Consider the following 698-nt stretch of genomic DNA (forward strand, 5'->3'; position numbering starts at 1 on the left):
TTCTTTTATGATGCAGCCGTTTTCCTGTATTCAGGTATAGAGAGAAACGACACAAAGAACTTTAGGGGAAAGAAATAGTAACGCTGTCTTTATCACTAAAATTATATATATCAATATTATATATACATATATTATTTGATTGACATCAACTTACGCCAAGTAACATTCAATTTATCTTGCATAATTACATAGTCTGCCATTTTCTTTTCTACCTCATTAAGAACCTCTTGATTAACTTCTTCCTTATGAATATTTACATACCTAGCCAACTGATTTATATTATTTCCTATACGTTTCATTTCCAAACAAATTTCATCCATCGAACGAATAAATTCTTTAGGGTCAATAAGACCAACTCCTTTCCTAAAGACTCTCTGTCTAAAATAATCTGACATACATTTGCTAGATTTAGAAGCTTTAGTTAGTTCTTCATATTCTAAATTCGTTAAGCGAACTTTCACTATTCTATCTCTTTTATTTGCTTTCATACTATGATACTAAATAATATATGCCCCCAAGTTGCGAGGGGGCTAAACTCCTGATTTATCAGGCAAGATTTGGTTTTTGTGGACACAAAAACACATCTTGCTATTAATTTCTACAAACGCAAATATATAAATTCCTAAACACCCTACCAAACAAAAGGGAAAAGAATACTATAAGATTATTTTTTGGTATCATAATAATGTTCTTTTTTC

General features: G+C 30.2%; 1 protein-coding gene. It reads right to left on the bottom strand.

Annotated features, from left to right (window positions below; translation table 11 throughout):
* Positions 1–131: 131 nt before the first annotated feature.
* Positions 132–488, bottom strand: a complete 357-nt coding sequence (mobC, locus tag HMPREF2794_RS15960; protein WP_007557662.1) for a plasmid mobilization protein — start codon at positions 486–488, stop codon at positions 132–134.
* Positions 489–698 lie beyond the last annotated feature (210 nt).

Source organism: Bacteroides sp. HMSC067B03, assembly GCF_001811315.1.
Classification (GTDB): Bacteria; Bacteroidota; Bacteroidia; order Bacteroidales; family Bacteroidaceae; genus Bacteroides; species Bacteroides faecis.

Coding starts and splice junctions, on each gene's coding strand:
- mobC (WP_007557662.1), bottom strand. CDS start 488: ATGAAAGCAAATAAAAGAGATAGAATAGTGAAAGTTCGCTTAACGAAT.